At 74.3% G+C, this 18,398-nt stretch carries 15 protein-coding genes; 7 read left to right on the top strand and 8 right to left on the bottom strand.

All coding sequences use genetic code 11. The features are described from left to right. Positions 1-11: 11 nt before the first annotated feature. Positions 12-647: a hypothetical protein gene (locus KC207_RS11310; protein ID WP_211603128.1), complete on the top strand. Its 636-nt coding sequence runs from the start codon at positions 12-14 to the stop codon at positions 645-647. Positions 648-720: 73 nt separating this feature from the next. Here the strand turns inward: KC207_RS11310 and KC207_RS11315 are convergent, their stop codons facing one another. After that, on the bottom strand, positions 721-5,625 hold the full coding sequence (locus KC207_RS11315; protein WP_211603129.1) for an NAD-glutamate dehydrogenase: 4,905 nt from the start codon (positions 5,623-5,625) through the stop codon (positions 721-723). Between the two features lie 188 nt (positions 5,626-5,813). Between KC207_RS11315 and KC207_RS11320 the strand changes: the two genes are divergently transcribed. The 3 genes from KC207_RS11320 to KC207_RS11330 all read left to right on the top strand — a co-directional run bounded on the left by KC207_RS11320 (position 5,814) and on the right by KC207_RS11330 (position 7,250). Beyond that, complete coding sequence (locus KC207_RS11320; protein ID WP_211603130.1) at positions 5,814-6,125, top strand: hypothetical protein; 312 nt, start codon at positions 5,814-5,816, stop codon at positions 6,123-6,125. Further along, positions 6,122-6,640, top strand: coding sequence for a hypothetical protein (locus tag KC207_RS11325; RefSeq protein ID WP_211603131.1), 519 nt, complete (start codon positions 6,122-6,124; stop codon positions 6,638-6,640). The genes KC207_RS11320 and KC207_RS11325 overlap by 4 nt, the downstream gene beginning before the upstream one ends. Before the next feature lie 121 nt (positions 6,641-6,761). Further along, a complete protein-coding gene (locus KC207_RS11330; protein ID WP_211603132.1) occupies positions 6,762-7,250 on the top strand; it encodes a DUF2505 domain-containing protein in 489 nt (162 codons plus the stop codon). A gap of 153 nt (positions 7,251-7,403) precedes the next feature. Here KC207_RS11330 and pruA read toward each other — a convergent pair whose 3' ends face one another. From pruA to KC207_RS11355, 5 genes are all read right to left on the bottom strand, one after another. After that, positions 7,404-9,032 (bottom strand): L-glutamate gamma-semialdehyde dehydrogenase, encoded by a 1,629-nt coding sequence (pruA, locus tag KC207_RS11335; protein WP_211603133.1) that lies wholly within the window; start codon positions 9,030-9,032, stop codon positions 7,404-7,406. Positions 9,033-9,109: 77 nt separating this feature from the next. Beyond that, complete coding sequence (locus tag KC207_RS11340) at positions 9,110-9,535, bottom strand: DUF6912 family protein (protein WP_211603134.1); 426 nt, start codon at positions 9,533-9,535, stop codon at positions 9,110-9,112. A gap of 48 nt (positions 9,536-9,583) precedes the next feature. Beyond that, positions 9,584-11,023, bottom strand: a complete 1,440-nt coding sequence (locus KC207_RS11345; RefSeq protein ID WP_211603135.1) for a WS/DGAT/MGAT family O-acyltransferase — start codon at positions 11,021-11,023, stop codon at positions 9,584-9,586. Positions 11,024-11,035: 12 nt separating this feature from the next. After that, complete coding sequence (locus KC207_RS11350) at positions 11,036-12,310, bottom strand: CpaE/TadZ family protein (RefSeq protein WP_211603136.1); 1,275 nt, start codon at positions 12,308-12,310, stop codon at positions 11,036-11,038. Beyond that, positions 12,307-12,978, bottom strand: coding sequence for a CpaB family protein (locus KC207_RS11355; RefSeq protein WP_211603138.1), 672 nt, complete (start codon positions 12,976-12,978; stop codon positions 12,307-12,309). Before KC207_RS11355 ends, KC207_RS11350 begins: the two co-directional genes overlap by 4 nt. Positions 12,979-13,079: 101 nt before the next feature. On the opposite strand from KC207_RS11355, the gene KC207_RS11360 reads away from it, so the two are divergent. Next, positions 13,080-13,310: a helix-turn-helix domain-containing protein gene (locus tag KC207_RS11360; protein WP_211603139.1), complete on the top strand. Its 231-nt coding sequence runs from the start codon at positions 13,080-13,082 to the stop codon at positions 13,308-13,310. A gap of 9 nt (positions 13,311-13,319) precedes the next feature. On the opposite strand, the gene KC207_RS11365 is transcribed toward KC207_RS11360, so the two are convergent. After that, on the bottom strand, positions 13,320-13,862 hold the full coding sequence (locus tag KC207_RS11365; protein ID WP_211603140.1) for a hypothetical protein: 543 nt from the start codon (positions 13,860-13,862) through the stop codon (positions 13,320-13,322). Between the two features lie 59 nt (positions 13,863-13,921). Here KC207_RS11365 and KC207_RS11370 point away from each other — a divergent pair, with 59 nt between their 5' ends. Together KC207_RS11370 and KC207_RS11375 are read left to right on the top strand one after the other, a co-directional pair. After that, entirely contained in the window at positions 13,922-14,776 is an 855-nt protein-coding gene (locus tag KC207_RS11370) for a LysM peptidoglycan-binding domain-containing protein (protein WP_211603141.1), read from the top strand. Next, the gene (locus KC207_RS11375; protein WP_211603142.1) at positions 14,773-15,333 is read left to right on the top strand and encodes an Rv3235 family protein; all 561 of its coding nucleotides are present in this window, start codon (positions 14,773-14,775) and stop codon (positions 15,331-15,333) included. The genes KC207_RS11370 and KC207_RS11375 overlap by 4 nt, the downstream gene beginning before the upstream one ends. 57 nt (positions 15,334-15,390) lie before the next feature. Here the strand turns inward: KC207_RS11375 and secA are convergent, their stop codons facing one another. Then, positions 15,391-18,300 (bottom strand): preprotein translocase subunit SecA, encoded by a 2,910-nt coding sequence (gene secA / locus KC207_RS11380; protein WP_211603144.1) that lies wholly within the window; start codon positions 18,298-18,300, stop codon positions 15,391-15,393. Positions 18,301-18,398 lie beyond the last annotated feature (98 nt).

The following is an 18,398-nucleotide window of genomic DNA, read 5'->3' on the forward strand; positions in this document are numbered from 1 at the left end:
AGGAGAGCACGATGCGTCACCCGACCGTCCCCACCGCGGCCCCGTTCGCCGCGCTGCTCGCCGCCGGGCTGCTCGGCGGCTGCGCGGGCGCGGACCCCGAGGCCGACCCGAGCCCGACCGCGACCCCCTCCCCCTCGGCGACGTCACCGAGCGCGTCGCCGACCCCCGAGCCCACGGAGACCGACCCCTCGCCGAGCCCGAGCGAGACCTCGACGCCGCTGCCGACGCTCACCCCGGAGGAGACGGCCGCACCGCCGACCCCGACCCCCACGCCCCGGCCGACGGCCACGGGCGGCACGGACGCCGCCCCCCGGGTCCCCGCCCCCTTCCGCGGCGTCTGGACCGCCGTCGAGGACGGCGACGAGCAGGTGAGCGCCGCCGACTGCGAGCGGGGCGGGGCGACCGCGGGCCGGGTCATCGAGGTCACCGACCGCACGATCGAGTACTTCGAGACCCGCGGCACCCTGCGCGCGGTGGCCGAGAGCTCGCCGACCCGCTTCCGCGCCACGTTCGGCTACCCCGACCCCATCGAGGACGGCCCGGACACCCTCGCCCGGGTCGACCTCACCCTGCGCGACGGCGGCCGGACCCTCGTCGTCGCGGAGGAGGACCAGCGTCCGGCGCTCTACCGCAGCTGCGCGGGCTGACCCCGACCGCCGGCGTCTTCCGGCCGACTGCGGGGTCCGGCCGCCACCGACGGCCGGCTGACGGCACCCGCCCTCAGCCGGCCGACCCGACGCGGATGACCGAGCGCAGCGTCCGCAGGGCGACCGACAGCGCGGCGATCGTCGGCGTCTCCAGCCGCTCGATGCCCGCGAGCGCGGTCGTCGCCCGCTCGATGGACCCGGCGTTGGCCTCCGCCCACACCTCGTACCGCTCGCTGGGGTCGCTCGCCGCGTCGCCCGCGACGTCGAGCACCGACCGGGTCAGCGCCTCGAGGACGCCGTAGAGGTCGTCCCGCAGGGCGCCGCGGGCGAGCGCGTCCCAGCGGTCCTCGCGGGCGAGCCGGCTCACGGCGGTGAGCATCGCGTCGATCCCGAACCGCTCGGACACGACGTAGTACAGCGCGGCGACCTCGCCGGGCTCGCGGCCGGTGTCGGCGGCGACGTCGACGATGTCGAGCATCGAGTACAGGTCGAGCAGCGTCGCGGCGTGGACGGCCAGGTCCTCGGGGACGCCCTGCTCCTGGAAGCCGGCCGCCTTCTCGAGCATCCGCTCCCGCTCGTCCCCGCGCAGCAGGTCCGGCACGGTCGGGGTGACGTCGGCGACCGGGCCGGCGAACCGCTCGACCTCGGCGCCGATGTCGAGGGTCGTCGGCCGGGTCTGGAGGAACCACCGCACGCTGCGGTCCATGAGCCGCCGGATCTCGAGGTACAGCGCCGTCTGCGCGGCCGTCGGCACCTCGTTGTCGAGCGCCTCGACCCGTCGCACGTAGTCGGCCAGCCCGAACACCTCGCGGCAGACGACGAACGCCCTCGTCACCTGCTCGGGGCCGGCGCCGGCCTCCTCCTGGCAGCGGTAGGCGAAGGTGATGCCGCCGCGGTTGACCATCGAGTTCACGACGCTGTTCGTGACGATCTCGCGGCGTAGCGGGTGCTCGGCGAGCTCGGCGGCGTACCGCTCCCGGATGGGCTCGGGGAAGTACCCGGCCAGGGTCGACCCGAAGTACGGGTCGTCCGGGATCTCGCTGACGAGGATGTCCTCCTTGAGGGCGAGCTTGGCGTAGGCGACGAGCACGGAGAACTCCGGGCTCTTCAGGCCCAGGCCCTCCTGCTGGCGCTTCTCGAGCTCGGCGTCGCCCGGTAGGAACTCCAGGGCCCGGTCGAGGTCGCCACGCTCCTCGAGCCAGTGCATGAAGCGCTCGTGGACGCTCACCATCTGGTGCTCCTGGGCGCGGGCGTTGCCGAGCAGGACGTTCTGCTCGTAGTTGTCCCGCAGCACGTGGTCGGCGACGTCGTCGGTCATCGACGCGAGGAGCTCGTTGCGCTGCTCGGTGTCCAGCCGGCCGTCACGCACCACCTCGCCGAGGAGGATCTTGATGTTCACCTCGTGGTCCGAGGTGTCGACGCCGGCGGAGTTGTCGATCGCGTCGGTGTTGACCCGCACGCCGTGGAACGCGGCCTCGATGCGCCCCAGCTGGGACAGCCCGAGGTTGCCGCCCTCGCCGACGACCTTGACCCGCAGGTCGCGGCCGTCGACGCGGATGCCGTCGTTGGCCCGGTCGCCGATCTCGTCGTGTCCCTCGGTCGCGGCCTTGACGTAGGTGCCGATGCCGCCGTTCCACAACAGGTCGACGGGCGCGAGGAGGATGGCGTGGATGAGCTCCGCCGGCGTCATCGACGTCGTCCCCGCCGCCAGCCCGAGCGCCTCGCGTATCTGCGCCGACACCGGCACGGACTTCAGCGACCGCGGGAAGACGCCGCCGCCCTCGCTGACGAGCGACCGGTCGTAGTCGTCCCAGGACGAGCGCGGCAGGTCGAACAGACGTCGCCGCTCGGCGTACGAGGTCGCCGCGTCGGGGCTCGGGTCGACGAAGACGTGCCGGTGGTCGAACGCCGCGACGAGCCGGATGTGCTCCGAGAGCAGCATCCCGTTGCCGAAGACGTCCCCGCTCATGTCGCCGACCCCGACGACGGTGAACTCCTCGCGCTGGGTGTCGACGCCCATCTCGCGGAAGTGCCGCTTCACCGACTCCCACGCGCCGCGGGCGGTGATGCCCATCGCCTTGTGGTCGTAGCCCGCCGACCCGCCGGAGGCGAACGCGTCGTCGAGCCAGAAGCCGTAGGACTGCGCGACGCCGTTCGCGATGTCCGAGAAGGTCGCGGTGCCCTTGTCGGCGGCGACGACGAGGTACGGGTCGTCCCCGTCGTGCCGGACGACCCGCTCCGGCGGGACGATCTCCCCGGCGACGCGGTTGTCCGTGACGTCGAGCAGGCCGGAGATGAAGGTCCGGTACGCGGCCTTGCCCTCCTCGAGCCACGCCTCGCGGTCGACCTGCGGGTCCGGCAGCCGCTTGGCGTAGAAGCCTCCCTTGGAGCCGGTCGGGACGATGACGGCGTTCTTGACCATCTGCGCCTTGACCAGCCCGAGGATCTCGGTGCGGAAGTCCTCCCGGCGGTCCGACCAGCGCAGCCCCCCGCGGGCGACCGGGCCGAAGCGCAGGTGGACGCCCTCGACTCGGGGGCTGTAGACGAAGATCTCGAACTGCGGCCGCGGCGCCGGCAGGTCGGGCACGGCCCGCGGGTCCAGCTTGACCGACACGTACGGGTGGTGCTCGGCCCCGTCCCGCCCCGGCTGGTGGAAGTTCGTCCGCAGGCCGGCGCGGATCACCCCGAGGAAGGCGCGCACGATGCGGTCGTGGTCCAGGCTCGAGACGTCGTCGAGCGCCTCGAGGACCTGCTCGGCGGCCGCGTCCTCGGCGTCCGAGCGCTCCGCCCGGCCCGCGTCGTCGTCGGCGAACCGGTCCGGGTCGAAGCGGACCTGCCAGACCTCGACCAGCCCGCGGGCGATCTCCGGGTGGGCGACGAGCGCGTCCTCGAGGTAGTCCTGCGAGTACGTCGCCCGCGCCTGGCGCAGGTACTTCGCGACGGTGCGCAGGACGACGACCTGCCGCCACGTCAGCTGCGCCCCGAGCACGAGCTTGTTGAAGCCGTCGGACTCCGCCCGGCCGTCCCACACGGCGGCGACGGCGCCCTCGAAGAGGTCACGCAGCCGCTCGTGCGAGCAGGACTCCCACAGCGCGACGTCGTGGACCCGCAGGCCGAAGTCGTAGACGTGGAGGACCCGACCGTCGGTGCGCTCGACGGGGAACGGCTGCTCGTCGACGACCTCGACGCCCATGTGCGTGAAGATCGGCAGGATGTCGGTGAGCGAGAGCGGGTCGGCCCGGAAGAGCTTGAACCGGCGGATCGTGTCCGGGGCACCCGGCGGCCGGTAGAGCGCGACCGACGTGCCCTGGTCCTCGCCGAGCCGGTCGAGGTGGCTGATGTCGGCGAGCCCCTGGCTCACCGTGAACGTCTCCTCGTAGGCCGTGGGGAAGGCGCGGCCGAACCGGTCCATGAGCCGGTCGCCCTCCTCCTCGCCGTGCTTGCCGTCGAGGGCGTCGCCGAGCCGGTCGGTCCAGGTGCGGCTCACCTCGACGAGCCGCTGCTCCAGGGCCTCCTTCTCCTCCCGGTCGAGGGTGCGGACCGTCGTGCCCTTCGGCATCCGCACGACGAACTGGAGGCGGGCGAGGGCGGACTCGCTGACCCGGGCAGAGAACTCGACGTCGTCGCCGCCGAACGTCTCCTCGAGGATCGCCGCCATCCGGGTGCGCACGGCGGTGTTGTAGCGGTCCCGCGGGATGAAGACGAGGCACGAGGCGAACCGGCCGAAGTCGTCCTCGCGGACGAAGAGCTTCGTGCGGCGCCGCTCCTGCAGCTGGGTGACGGCGAGCGCGGTCTCGTAGAGCCGGTCGACGCCGGCCTGGAAGAGCTCGTCGCGCGGGTAGGACTCGAGGACCTCGAGGAGGTCCTTGCCGGTGTGGCTGTCCGGGGCGAGGCCCGAGCGGTCGAGGACGGCCCGGACCTTCTCGGCGACGAGCGGGACGCGCAGCACCGACTCGGTGTAGGCCGTCGAGGCGTAGAGACCGAGGAAGCGGCGCTCCCCGACGACCTCGCCGCGCTCGTCGAGCTGCTTGACCCCGACGTAGTCGAGGTGGGCCGTGCGGTGGACCGTCGAGCGGGCGTTGGCCTTGGACAGCACGAGGAGGTTCTTCGTGTGCGCCTCGTCGGCGGCCCGCTCGGTGAGGACGTCGGGCGCCCGGTCGGCGGGCGGGTCGGCCTGGAGGATCCCGAGTCCGGAGCCGGCGACGGGGGCGATGACCTCGCCGTCGGGGGTCTGCTCGAGCCGGTAGTCGCGGTAGCCGAGGAAGGTGAAGTGGTTGTCGGCCATCCAGCGCAGGAACCGGGTGGCGAGGGTGACCTCCTCGGCGGCGATCCCGGCCGGGGGTGCCCCCTCGAGCTCGGCGGCGAGAACGAGGCAGCGGCTGCGCATCTTCGGCCAGTCGTCGACGGCGCGCCGGACGTCACCGAGGACGCGGCGGATCGTCGCCTCGATCTCCTCGCGGCGGGCCTCGTCGCCCTCGCGGTCGACGGACAGGAGCATCCAGGACTCGGCGCACTCCCCCGTGCCGTCCCGCCGGACGTCCTTGTCGATGTCCCGGTTCTCCACGGAGGTCACCCGCCCGCCCGCGTCGCGACGGACGACGAGCTGCGGGTGGATGATGAGGTGGATGTCGATGCCCTCCTGGACGAGGGCGCCGGTCACCGAGTCGACGAGGAAGGGCATGTCGTCGGTGACGACCTGGATGATCGTGCGCGGGTTCGACCAGCCGTCGACCTCCGTGCTCGGGTTGTAGACCCGGACGTTGGCCTCCCCCGGGCTGCGCTCCTGGGCCAGCCTCAGGTGGCTGAAGGCCGCCCCGGCGAAGGTGTCGGGGGTGCGCGAGGTCAGCTCGTCGAGCGGGGTGTACCGGAAGTACCGCTCGACGAAGCCGCGCCCCCAGCCGTCCGGTGCGAGCTCCTCGAACGCGGCGGCGATCGGGGCGAGGACGTCCTCGCGGGTGCTGGCCGGGGCGATGGTCATCAGGGGGTCGCACTCCTTCGTCACAGGGCACCGGTCACGCGGGGAGGTCCACGCCCTCGTGCCCTCGCTCCCGAGACTAGCGACCGTCACCGGGGTCACGGGAGGGGGGCGCGGGCGGGGTGCGCGGGACCGGTGGGGCCTGTGGGCAACCCCGCGGCGCCCCGGCCCGTCCCGGCTACGGTGGGCGGGTGCCCCTGCGTCCCGACCCCGGCCGCGCCGCGAGCGCGCGTGCCCGGCTCGAGGCCCTGCGGGACGCCGTCACCGAGGTCGAGGACGACGTGCTCGGCTGCCTCGTCGTCACCGGTGAGCCGGAGGCGCAGCGCGTCCTCGACGGCTGGCTGGACCAGGTCGCCGACACCGTCCGCGCCGTCGGCGAGAGCGCCGCGGAGGTCGTCCGCGACCTCGACCGGCTCGCGCCGGACGACGGCTCGGCCGACGGGTCGGACACCGGCGCGGCCGGCACCCCGGCGTCCGTCCTCCCCGGGGAGGAGTCCCGGTGAGCGTCGTCCCGGGCGACCCGGCGTCCACGAGCGCGTGCGCCGTGACGGTCGCCGCCGCCGGCCGCCGCCTCGCGGCCGCGGCGGCGCCGGTGACGGAGGCCGTCGACGACCTCGCCGAGGGCTGGGGCGGGCGCGGGTCGGTACGGCTCCGCCGGTCCGCGACGTCGGCCGCGGACGTGGCGGCCGACACGGCGGCGGAGCTGGAGCGGATGTCCCGGACCCTCCAGGACCACGCGACGGAGCTGGCCGGCCTCCTGGCCCGGGTCCGCGCCCTGGAGGACCGGGCACGGGCCGCGGGGCTCGAGGTCCGCGAGGGACGGGTCGTCCCGCCGCTCGGCATCGCCGGGGAGGCCGACGCCGCGGCGACGCTCGCCCGGGACGAGGAGGCGCGGGCGCTGCGGTCCGACCTCGACGCCGTGCGCGCCCGGCACCGGCGCCGCCGTGCGGACCTGCTCGCGGCGCTGCGGGGCTCGACGACCGGGCTGGCCGCGGCGTCGGACACGCTGCGCCGGTGACGCGGGTGCGGGTGACGCGGGCACCGGTGCTCCCCGTGGGTTCGGGCCCGCCGCCGGGCCGGGGCCGTCCGGCTCGGCCCTAGGATCGCGGGGACACCGTCCCCCGAGGAAGGACCCGATCGTGCGACTGACGAGGCGAGAGACCCTGGCCGCGGCCCCCGCGGAGGTCTACGCGACGCTCACCGACCCGCAGTTCCAGAAGGCGAAGTGCGCCGCGACGCACGCCACCTCGCACGAGGTCGACGTCGTCGAGACCGGCGTCGGGCACCGCGTCCGCGCGACGCGCGTGCTGCCCTCGGACGACCTGCCCGACGTCGCCCGCTCGTTCGTCGGCGACTCCCTCACCGTCGTCGAGACCTACGACTGGGGTGCCGCGGCCGCGGACGGCTCGCGGGAGGCCGTCGTCGACCTGCACGTCAAGGGCGCGCCGCTCACCCTCAAGGGCACGCTGCGGCTCACGGCCGAGGGAGGCGGGACGACGGAGACGCTCGACGCCGAGCTCAAGGCCAACGTGCCGTTCGTCGGCGGCAAGATCGAGCAGGCCGCGTCCGGACCCATCGGTGAGGCCGTCGACGTCGAGCTCCGGATGCTCCGCGAGCGCCTCGGCTGACGCCCTCCAGGTCACGTGCTACGGCGCGGTACCCGTCGTGATCACGACGGGTACTGCGCCGTAGCACGCGCGCCAGAGGGGTGACGGCGGGCCGTTCGGGGCGCGCGTCAGGGGTGTGACGGGGCCGGGCGGGGTGCGCGGAGGCGGGGGCCGTCAGCCCATGTGGGGGTAGCGGTAGTCCGTCGGCGGGACGAACGTCTCCTTGAGCGAGCGGGTGGAGGTCCACCGCATGAGGTTCTGCGGGGCGCCGGCCTTGTCGTTCGTCCCCGACGCCCGCGCGCCACCGAACGGCTGCTGCCCGACGACGGCGCCGGTCGGCTTGTCGTTGACGTAGAAGTTGCCGGCGGCGAACCGCAGCCGGTGCATCGCGTCCGCGATCGCCGTGCGGTCCTGGGCGATGACCGCGCCGGTGAGGGCGTAGGGGGCGATCGACTCCATCTGGTCGACGACCTTGTCGTACTGGCGGTCCGGGAAGACGTGCACGGCGAGGATCGGCCCGAAGTACTCGGTGCTGAACATCTGGTCCGCCGGGTCGGACACCTCGACGACGGTCGGGCGCACGAAGTACCCCTCGGAGTCGTCGTACGTCCCACCGGCGACGACGTCGATGCCGCTCGTCGCGTGCGCGCGGTCGATGGCGTCCTTGTGCTTGGCGAACGCCCGGTCGTCGATGACCGCGCCCATGAAGTTCGACAGGTCGGTCGTCGGCCCCTGGGTGATGCCCTCGGTGAGCGCGACGAGGTCGCCCTTGATCTTCCGCCACACCGACCGCGGCACGTAGGCGCGCGAGGCCGCGGAGCACTTCTGCCCCTGGAACTCGAAGGCACCGCGGATCATCGCCGTCGTCAGGACGGCCGGGTCGGCGCTGGGGTGGGCGAGGATGAAGTCCTTGCCGCCGGTCTCGCCGACGATCCGCGGGTAGTGGCGGTAGGTCGTGAGGTTCTCTCCGATCGTGCGCCACAGGTGCTGGAACGTCGGCGTCGAGCCGGTGAAGTGCAGGCCGGCGAAGTCCGGGTGGGTGAGGGCGACCTCGGAGACGGCGGCGCCGTCTCCGGTCACGAGGTTGATGACGCCCGGCGGCATCCCGGCGGCCTCGAGCAGCTCGATCGTCTTCTGCGCGGCGAGCTGCTGGGTCGGCGACGGCTTCCACACGACGGTGTTGCCCATGAGTGCCGGCGCCGTCGGCAGGTTGCCGGCGATGGCGGTGAAGTTGAACGGGGTGATCGCGAGCACGAAACCCTCGAGCGGGCGGTGGTCGCTGCGGTTCCACACGCCCTTGGAGTTCGCCGGCGGCTGCTCCTCCATGATCTGGCGCGCGAAGTGGACGTTGAAGCGCCAGAAGTCGATGAGCTCGCAGGCGGCGTCGATCTCGGCCTGAATCGCGGTCTTGCTCTGCCCGAGCATCGTCGCCGCGTTGAGCGTGCTGCGCCACGGACCGCTCAGCAGGTCGGCGGCGCGGAGGATGACGGCGGCGCGGTCGTCGAAGGACAGGTCGCGCCACGCGGGGGCGGCGGCGACGGCGGCGTCGACGGCCTTGCTCGCGTCGGCCTTCGTCGCGGCCTTGGAGACCCCGAGCACCTTCCGGTGCGCGTGCGGCTGGACGACCTGGAACCGCTTGCCGCCGCCCATGACCCGCTCACCGCCGATGGTGTGGGGCAGCTCGTGCTCGGTCGAGCCCAGCTCGGCGAGGGCGACCTCGAGGGAGGCGCGCTCCGTGCTGCCGGGGGCGTAGTCGAGGACGGGCTCGTTGGTCGGGGCGGGGACACGCGTCACAGCGTCCATGGAAGAGGGCTCCTCGCTCGGGTCACGACGTCGGGCCCACCACTCTCGCGCCCGGTCGGTGCCGGGCGCAACTTCCGTCAGGCCCCGCCGACGAGCGCGCGGACGTCGGCGAGCTCGGTGACGTCGAACCAGAGCAGGTCCGCCGTGCCGGAGTCCCCCGGCGTCTCGTCGACGTGGAACGACACCACCCGGGTGCGTGGGACGGGGACGGTGACCTCGACCCGGGAGGGGACGTCGGACGTGTCGGGAGCGATGACGGCGGACGCGTCGACGTCCGCCGAGGCCACGACCCGGCGGGACCCGCCCGCGACCTGCGAGGCCTCCTCGGTCGCGGCGACCCACGCGAGGTGCTCGAGCTCCTCCTCGTCGGTGACGAGCCCGGGCGTGCCGAGCGCCGGTGTCACCCCGTGGGCACGCAGCGGGGCCGGCCCGACCTCGCCCGCCGACGCGAGGTCGTGGACGGCGGCGGGCGCCAGGGCGAGGTACACGCGGGTCAGCGGCATCGGCGGTCCTTCGTCGGGCGGTCGGGGGTCAGCGGGTGCGGTGGGCGGTCAGCGGGTGCGGGCCGCGGGGGCGTCGAGGAGCTCCTGGAGGGCGTCGACGAGGCCGCGGCCGAGCACGTCGGCGTCGGGCATCGCGTCCCGGTCGGCGTAGAGGCCGTAATACACCCCGCCGTCGTACGACGTGAGCCCGATCGAGAGCGCCTGCGCGGCGCCGAGCGGGGTCACCGGGTACGTCGCCGCGAGCTGGGCCCCGGCGGCGTACCGCGGGGTCTGCGGACCGGGGACGTTCGTGATGACGACGTTGTGCATCCGGCGCGAGAGCATGCCGCCGAGCCGCGCCCCGAGCGCGTGCATCGTCGGCGGGGCGAACCCGCCGACACCGGTCAGGGCCTCCGCGGAGACGGCCCGGCGCCCGCCGGACTCGGTCTGCTGGCGCATCGAGAAGGCGATCTGGTGCAGCCGCATCGACGGCTTCGGCTCGCCGACCGGCAGGTCGACGAAGCACGCGACGATCTCGCTGCCCGGGTGCTCGCCGTCCCCGGCGTCCGGCGCCTCGACCGACACCGGCACGAGCGCGCGCACCGTCGTGCCGGGGTGCACCGGCTCGCCCCGGGTGAGCAGCCAGGACCGGAAGGCGCCCGCGACGGTGGCGAGGACGACGTCGTTGATCGTCACCTCGTCGGCGAACGACCCCTGCCCCAGCCGCGAGCGGACCGTGCGGTAGTCCTCGAGGTCGGTGCCGACCATGACGTAGCGGCGGGCACGCCCCACCGGCGCGTTGAGCGGGGACGACGGCGCGGGTCGGGCCGAGACCCGGGCGACGGTGGACAGCACGTCGCCGGCGACCCCCGCGACCTTCCCGACCGTCCGCGAGACGTCCTCGATCCCGCCGCGCACGGACTCGACGAGCTGGCTCGGGGTGCGCACCGCGTCGGCGAGCGCCCCGGCGAGCAGCTCGGCCGCGGTGGGCTCGGGCCGGGGGCGCCACGCCGCGTGGACCCCGTCGTTGCCGGAGGGGTTGCCGTCGACGAGGACGTTGCCGATGTCGACGCCGTGGACGCCGTCGACGAGGCTGTGGTGGCTCTTGGTGATGATCGCGAAGCGGTCGTCGGCGAGCCCCTCGACGAGGTAGACCTCCCACAGCGGGCGGGACCGGTCGAGCGGGCGCGGGAGGATGCGCGCCACGAGCTCCTCGAGCTGCTCGTCCGAGCCCGGACGCGGGAGCGCGCTGCGGCGGACGTGGTAGCCGATGTCGAAGGCCTGGTCGTCGACCCACACCGGGTTCGCGAGGCCACCGGGCACGGTGCGCACCCGCTGGCGGTAGCGCGGGACGTAGGCGATTCGCTCGCTGATGAGGCCGACGAGCGTGTCGAGGTCGAAGCCGCCGTCCGGGACGTCGAAGACGAGCACGGAGCCGACGTGCATCGGCGTCGCGGCGTCCTCGAGGAGGAGGAACGACGCGTCGAGCGAGCTGAGCCGGTCTGCCACGGGCCTATCGTGTCAGACCCGCACCCGCCGCCGGCGCCCCGCGCGGGCGCCTCGTGAGCGCGCTCCGACGACCGGGGCACGGTCGTCGAGGGCCGCGGCGAGGTCGGCCACCGCGAGGCAGAGCGGCGAGCGCGGCCGGACCTCCGGGAGCGCCCGCCCGGCGAGGACCGCGGCGTCGCAGTCGTCGGCGGCCCACGGCAGGAACCGGACGTCCTCGAGGCCGGCGAACCGGCCGAGCACGTCGCGGATCGCCCGCTCGGGCTTCGGCCCGGCGACGCCCGCCCGGACCTTGTTGACGACGACCGTCGGGGGTGGCGCGGGCAGCGTCGCGACCTCCTGGACGCCCCGGACGAGCCGCTGGAGCGAGACGGCGTCCGCGGCCCCGACGACGACGAGCGCGTCCGCCGCCTCGAGGGCGGTGAGGGCGGCGGCGTTCCGGCGCGGAGCCATCGTGTCGTAGCTCAGCTCCTCGTCGTCCTCGAGCGGGGCGGCGGTGTCGACGACGACGTGGTCGGCGACCGAGCGGGCGAGGCGCAGGACGTCCTCGACGGCGGCGGCTCGCACCTCGGGCCAGCGGTCGGCCCGCGGGAGTCCGGTGAGGACCCGCAGACCCGGCAGCGCCTCGGGGGCGAGCCGGGCGAGGCCGGGCACGTCGAGGGCCCCCTGCTCGGACGCCCGGGCCGCGGCGGCGACGCCGGGGGCCTCGTCGACGAGACCGAGCAGCTGGCTGACCGAGGCGCCCCAGGTGTCGAGGTCGACGAGGAGGGTGCGCACGCCGGCGGTCGCGAGCTGTGCGGCGAGGGTGACGGCGACGGTGCTGCGACCGGGGGCGCCGCCGGGACCCCAGACGACGGTGACCGGGGTCGGTCGCTCGGGCCGGGCAGGGAGGGGGTCCGGCGGTCCGTCGTCCGCCGCCTCCGGGACGTGGGACGTCGCCCCGTCGGCGAGCGCGGTGAGCGCGGCCCCGACCGTGGCCGCGTCGTCCTCGGGACGCAGCACCGTCGCCACCCCGAGCTGACGCAGCCGCCGTTCGCCGTCCTCGTCCTGCGGGGCGGCGAGTCCGGCGACCCGCACGCCGTGTCCGGCGAGGTGGCGCAGGGCGTCCCGGTCCAGGCCCCGCAGGTCCGGCGAGACGACGGCGACCCGGGCGACGCCGGCGGCGCCCGTCGAGAGCAGCTCCGCGAGGTCGGCGCAGCGCCGGACGAGGGTCAGCCCCGGCGCCGCCTCGAGCGCCGAGACGAGCGCCGTCTCGTGCCGGTGGGTGACCGCGGTGAGGACGCTCGTCACGACGCCGGCTCGGCCGGGGCCGAGGGGACGGGGACGAGGGTGATCCGGGCCCCGAGGTCGACGTCGCCGACGAGGTCGCGCACCGCGTCACGAGGTACCGCGACCCGCACGGCCCGGGTCTGGTCGGCACCGCCGATGACGGAGTCCTCCTCGGCGACGGCGACGACCGCCACGGCCGAGAGGACCTGCTCCGGACCGGCGAAGGTCTGCCGCACCACGCCCTCGGAGCCGTCGGGCCGGTTGACGTACACGTCGACGCGGTCACCCCGGGAGAGCGCCGCGGCCGACACGGCGTCGACGAGGAGCGAGATGGGCTGGACCTCGACCGCCGCGGCCTCCCCCACGCCCGCCACCGGGACGAGCTCGCCGGCGCTCAGCCCGCGCAGCGCGTAGGTGTCGGGCGGCAGCTCCTCGCGGGCCGAGAGGTAGCGGCCCTCGAGGTCGCCGAGCTGGACCCGGGCGACGGTCACCGAGGCGGCCGTGACCTGCTCCCCCGGGGCGATGAAGCCGGTGGCGGTGTAGACGGGCACGCGGTCGTCGGCGCGGGCGACGACCACCGCGCCGAGGACGGTGGACAGGATGACGAGCAGGACCCCCACGAGCAGGCGCGAGTCACGCCAGGACGGCGCGCGCAGCCTCGAGGCCGATGACGTCGGCAGCTGGCTCATGGGCCCGATTCTGACGCAGTGGCGCCCGCTGCGCCCCCCGACCGGGCGAGCCTGTGGACGACGGCCGGGGCCGCGCCGGGGTGCGGTGGCACACTGGCCCGGTGCCCCGCCGCTTCATCCCGCTGACCGAGGTCTCCGAGATCCTCGACATCTCCGCCGCGCAGGCCTACGCGCTCGTGCGCAGTGGCGACCTGCCGGCGATCAAGGTCGGCGGGCGCGGCCAGTGGCGGGTCGAGACGAGCGAGCTCGAGAGCTACATCCAGCGGATGTACGCCGAGACCCGCGAGTTCGTGTCCACCCGCGGCGAGGACCCCGAGGCCCCGCGCGCCTGAGGCTGCCGCTCAGCGCCGCGACTCGACGCACCGCACGGCCCGCAGCGGGACGGTGAGGAGCCTGCGCACGTTCTCGCGCCGGCGCGGCTCGCCCTCCGGGTGCTCCGCGAGGACGAGGTGGTCCGCGGCGACGACGTCGACCGTCCCGACGACGGGGGCGCCGCCGGTCAGCTCGAGCGACACCGTCGCCCGGTCCCGGGCGAGCGCCCGTAGGGCGTAGCCGAGACCGAAGCGCCTGGCGGTGCCGGGGTCCTCGGCCGCGGGCGGGAGACCGGTGACGATCGCGACCGCGGCCACCGGGACGAGGGTCTCGGTCGGCACGGCGCCGACGAGCAGCCAGTCCTGGCCGATGTCCCGCAGCTCGCCCTCGACGAGCCGGCCGCCGTCGAGGACCACCGCGACCCGGTGCCCGACCCCCGCGGCGAGCCGCGCCGGGAGGTCGACGAGCGCCCGCTCGCGCCGGGTGCGCTCGGCGACCTCGCTGTCGAGGTCGCGACGCTCCTCGGCGACGAGCTGCCCCTCGAGATCCGCGAACAGCCCCTCCCACCGCATCCGGTCAGCCTAGACCGGTGCTCTTGCGGCATCCGGCGACACCACTTACGGTTCATCGCATGCAAACAACACCAAACAGCATCAAACGATACTCCAGGACCCGGGTCGCGGTCGCCACGGTGACCGGCGCGGCAGGGGCGGCGTCGGTCGTCGCCGTCCTGTGGCACGCCGCGGCCGACACCGGGGTGCGGGCGCTGGCCGGGGCGCCGATCGCCGCGGACGAGGCGCTCGTCGGGGTGCTCGCGGCGGTTGGCCTGGTCCTCGTCGGCTGGTTGGTCCTCGGCGTGGCGCTCGAGGTGCTCGCGCTCGTCCCGGGCGCCGTGGGTCGGGGTGCCGCCCGGGCCTCGGCGGCGCTGAGTCCCCGGGTCGCGCGCCGGGTCGTCGCCGTCGTCGTCGGGCTCGGCGTCACGGCGGGTGCCACCGGCACCGCGCACGCCGCCCCGCTTCGCGTCGCCGTCGCGACGGCGGAGTCGCGCGCGACCGACCTCGTGCACGACCGGGCCGCGGCCGCGGGGGGGCCCGCGGGGGCCGCCGGGTGGACCACGGCCGCCACGGCGGGGTGGACCACGGCTGCCACCGCGGGCTGGACCTCGCCGGCCGCCGCGCCCGGGGTGGCGGCGGGCGACCCCGACCCGGGCTGGACCCCGGAGCGCCCTCGGGTGCGCCCCCAGCCCGACCTCGCCCCGCTCGGCACCCGCTCCCCCGGGTCCGACGCCGACCCCACGGTCGTCGTCCGACGCGGGGACTCGCTGTGGACCATCGCGGCCCGGCACCTCGGGGCGTACGCGACGGATGCGGAGATCGCGGCCGAGTGGCCGCGCTGGTACGCCGAGAACCGCGCCGCCGTCGGCGACGACCCGGACCTGCTCCTGCCGGGGGTCCTCCTCCGGGCCCCGCAGGCGATGGCGTCGTGAGCTCCGGCCCCGTCCCGGTGCGACCCGTCCCCGGGCGCGGCGTCCCCGCGCCGGGACACCGCCTGCCCCCGGTCGTCTCGCTCGACGAGGCCCTGCGGCAGACGCGGGGGCGCGGCGACCGGAGGGTGCCGGGCTACGTCCAGGACGCGCTCGCCGTCGACTTCGCGTGCGCCTCGGACGAGCAGGTCTTCGGACCCCAGCGCACTCCCCGTGACGCGCTGCCCGACCCCACGGCGTGGGCGGGACGGATGGCACACGCCCTCGTCGAGGTGATGGCAGGGCTGCGACCCGCCCCGCAGGTCGTGCGCTGGACGACCCCCGAGGTCTACGCCGTCGTCGCCCGCCGGGGGGCCAGGGTGGCGCGGCGGGCGGTCGAGGGACGGGGAGGCACCGCCCGGCACCGGGTCGTCGTGCGGACCGTACGGGTGTGCGAGCCGGTCGACGGCGTCGCGGAGGCCGCGGTCGTCCTCCAGCACGGACCGCGGGTGCGCGCCGTCGCCCTGCGCCTCGTGGGCCAGGACGGCAAGTGGCGGGTCAGCGCGTTCCAGGTGGGATGAGCAGCGCCCCACGGCGCGGACGTCGTGGGGCGCTGTCGGCCGGTCGTACGGGGTCGCTCAGCGACGGCCGTGGCACATCTTGAACTTCTTGCCGGACCCGCACGGGCACGGCGCGTTCTTCGGGGTCGACTCGAGCTGCTCGGGGGTGAGCCCGGCACCGGGGTCGCCCTCGGTGTCGCGCTCCTCGACCTCACCGGTCTCGGTCGGCGCGGAGTAGTGCAGCGCGCCCTGGCGGGGACGGCCGACCCCGACGCCGGACACCTCGACCTTGGGTGCCGGGTCGCCGTCGGTCGGCGCCCCGATGGGCACCGGCTCCTCCGCCGGGCGGTCGGCCGGCTGCTCGTCGGCCGGCTGCTCGTCGGCGGGGGCCTGCGCCGGCGCCGCGGCGCCACCGGCCATCGCGCCGAGCATCTGGGCGACGGGCACCGGCTGGACCGACTCCTGCTTCTTCTCCTCGTCGACCTTGACCTCGACGTGGAAGAGCATCCCGACGGACTCCTCCTTGAGCGACTCGTTCATCGCCTTCCACAGCTGGAAGCCCTCGCGCTGGTACTCGACGAGCGGGTCGCGCTGGGCCATCGCGCGCAGGCCGATGCCCTCCTTGAGGTAGTCCATCTCGTAGAGGTGCTCGCGCCACTTGCGGTCCAGGACCGAGAGCATGACGCGTCGCTCGACCTCGCGCATCACCTCGCCGCCGAGGGCCTCCTCGCGGGCGTCGTAGGCCTGGTGGGCGTCGGAGAGCAGCTCCTCCTTGAGGGTCTCCGGGGTGAGCGCGGACCGGCCGCCGGCGGCGTCCTCGATCTGCTCGGGGGTGACCGTGACCGGGTACAGCGCCCGCAGCGCCTGCCACAGCCGCTCGAGGTCCCAGTCCTCCGGGAAGCCCGCGGCGGTCTCGGAGTCGATGTAGCCCTCGATGACGTCGTTGACGAAGAACCGCAGCTGCTCGTGCAGGTCCTCCCCTTCGAGCACCCGGCGGCGCTCGTCGTAGATGACGGTGCGCTGGCGGTTGAGGACGTCGTCGTACTTGAGGACGTTCTTGCGGATCTCGAAGTTCTGCGCCTCGACCTGGGCCTGGGCGGACTGGATCGACCGGGTCACCATCTTGGACTCGATCGGCTGGTCCTCCTCCATCTTCGCCGTCGTCATGACGCGGTCGACGAGCCCCGCGTTGAACAGCCGCATGAGGTGGTCCTGGAGAGAGAGGTAGAAGCGGGACTCGCCCGGGTCGCCCTGTCGGCCGGAGCGGCCGCGCAGCTGGTTGTCGATGCGGCGCGACTCGTGCCGCTCGGTGCCGAGGACGTAGAGGCCGCCGAGCTCGGTGACCTCCTCGTGCTCGGTCTCGACCTGCTTCTCGGCCGCGGCGAGCGCCTCGTCCCAGGCCGCCTCGTACTCCTCGGGCGTCTCGTGGGGGTCGAGGCCCCGGTCCTTCAGTGCCGCGACGGCCCGGAACTCCGGGTTGCCGCCGAGCATGATGTCGGTGCCTCGCCCGGCCATGTTCGTCGCGACGGTGACGGCGCCCTTGCGGCCGGCCTCGGCGACGATCGACGCCTCCCGCTCGTGGTGCTTGGCGTTGAGGACCTCGTGCCGGACGCCACGGCGGCGCAGCTGCTCGGAGAGGTACTCCGACTTCTCGACCGAGACCGTGCCGACGAGGACCGGCTGGCCCTTCTCGTGCCGCTCGACGAGGTCCTCGACGACGGCGGAGTACTTCGCCTCCTCGGTCCGGTAGACGAGGTCGGCGACGTCCTGGCGCACCATCGGTCGGTTCGTCGGGATGGACACGACGCCGAGACCGTAGATCGAGTTGAGCTCGGCGGCCTCGGTCTGGGCCGTACCGGTCATGCCGGAGAGCTTGTCGTACATCCGGAAGTAGTTCTGGAGGGTGATCGTCGCGAGCGTCTGGTTCTCGTTCTTGATCTGCACCCCCTCCTTGGCCTCGATGGCCTGGTGCATCCCCTCGTTGTACCGGCGCCCGGCGAGCATGCGGCCGGTGTGCTCGTCGACGATGAGGACCTCGCCGTTCATCACGACGTAGTCCTTGTCGCGCTGGAAGAGCTCCTTGGCCTTGATCGCGTTGTTGAGGTAGCCGATGAGCGGGGTGTTGGCCGACTCGTAGAGGTTGTCGATGCCGAGGTGGTCCTCGACCTTGTCGATGCCCTGCTCGAGGACGCCGACGGTCTTCTTCTTCTCGTCGACCTCGTAGTCGCCCTCGCCGGACTCCAGCGCCCCGCGCTCCAGGCGGCCGGCGATGCGGGCGAACTCGGTGTACCACTTCGTGGGCGCGTCGGCCGGGCCGGAGATGATGAGCGGCGTGCGGGCCTCGTCGATGAGGATCGAGTCGACCTCGTCGACGATGCAGAAGTTGTGGCCGCGCTGGACGAGCTCGGTCGTCGCCCAGGCCATGTTGTCGCGCAGGTAGTCGAAGCCGAACTCGTTGTTCGTGCCGTACGTGATGTCCTTCGCGTACTCCGCCCGCCGCTGCTCGGGGTTCATCGAGGACAGGATGCAGCCGGTCTCGAGCCCGAGGAAGCGGTGGACACGGCCCATGAGCTCGGACTGGTACTCGGCGAGGTAGTCGTTGACCGTGATGACGTGGACGCCCTTGCCGGACAGCGCGTTGAGGTAGCTCGGCAGGGTCGCGACGAGGGTCTTGCCCTCACCGGTGCGCATCTCGGCGACGTTGCCCATGTGCAGCGCGGCACCGCCCATCAGCTGGACGTCGAAGTGGCGCTTGCCGATGGTGCGCTTGCTCGCCTCGCGGACCGCCGCGAACGCCTCCGGGAGGATGTCGTCGAGGGTCTCGCCGTCGGCGAGGCGGGCCTTGAACTTCTCGGTCTCCTCGCGCAGCTCGGCGTCGGAGAGCGCCTCGAAGTCCTCCTCGATGGCGTTGACCTGCGCCGCGATGTTGTCGAGCTTCTTGAGGACGCGTCCTTCACCGGCGCGCAGCAGCTTCTCGACGATCTTCACGAGTGGGACTCCTTGAGCAGACTTCGGCGGCGGGCGGCCTCGCCCGGACCCGTCCACAGTAGTCGAGGGGCCCGCGGCGCGCGGACGGCGCCGCCGGA

The sequence above is a fragment of the Phycicoccus avicenniae genome, assembly GCF_018139485.1.
Taxonomy (GTDB): Bacteria; Actinomycetota; Actinomycetes; order Actinomycetales; family Dermatophilaceae; genus Phycicoccus; species Phycicoccus avicenniae.